The following is a 767-nucleotide window of genomic DNA, read 5'->3' on the forward strand; positions in this document are numbered from 1 at the left end:
CGCACTCCCGCCCGACAACACCCACACGGCACCCTCACCGAACCCCGCCACCGGCTCCGGCTCGCCCACCTCCTCCGACACCTCCACCGGCGGCGCCTGCTCCAGCACCACATGCGCATTCGTCCCACTGAAACCGAAGGCGGACACGGCAGCCCTGCGTGGGCGGCCGGACTGCGGCCATTCGGTGTTGCGCGTCAGCAGCTCGATGGCCCCGGAGGACCAGTCGACGTGCGGGGTCGGCTCGCTGATGTGCAGGCTCGGCGGAAGGACACCGTGCCGCATCGCCAGCACCATCTTCATCACACCCGCCACACCCGCGGCGGCCTGCGTATGACCGATGTTGGACTTCACCGAACCCAGCAGCAGCGGCCGTTCCTCGTCCCGGCCCTGCCCGTAGGTGGCCAGGAGCGCCTGCGCCTCGATCGGGTCGCCCAGACTCGTGCCCGTGCCGTGCGCCTCCACCGCGTCCACATCGGCGGCCGACAACCGGGCGTTGGCGAGCGCCTGACGAATCACCCGCTGCTGCGACGGACCGTTCGGCGCCGTGAGCCCGTTGCTCGCACCGTCCTGGTTGACGGCGCTCCCACGCACGACAGCGAGGACCGGGTGACCGTTGCGACGCGCGTCCGACAGCCGCTCCACCAGCAGCATGCCGACGCCTTCAGCCGGTCCGAAACCGTCGGCATCCGAGGCGAACGCCTTGCAGCGGCCGTCCGCCGACAGGCCGCGCTGCCGGCTGAACTCGACGAACAGGCCGGGCGTGGCCA

The 767-nt window shown here is 71.4% G+C and carries 1 protein-coding gene; it reads right to left on the reverse strand.

What is annotated here, in order from left to right; translation table 11 throughout:
* Positions 1-767 (reverse strand): beta-ketoacyl synthase N-terminal-like domain-containing protein (locus IE249_RS35400; protein ID WP_229860038.1); only part of this gene is annotated, 767 nt, incomplete at both ends.

The sequence above is a fragment of the Streptomyces anandii JCM 4720 genome (genome assembly GCF_014650655.1).
Taxonomy (GTDB): domain Bacteria; phylum Actinomycetota; class Actinomycetes; order Streptomycetales; family Streptomycetaceae; genus Streptomyces; species Streptomyces anandii.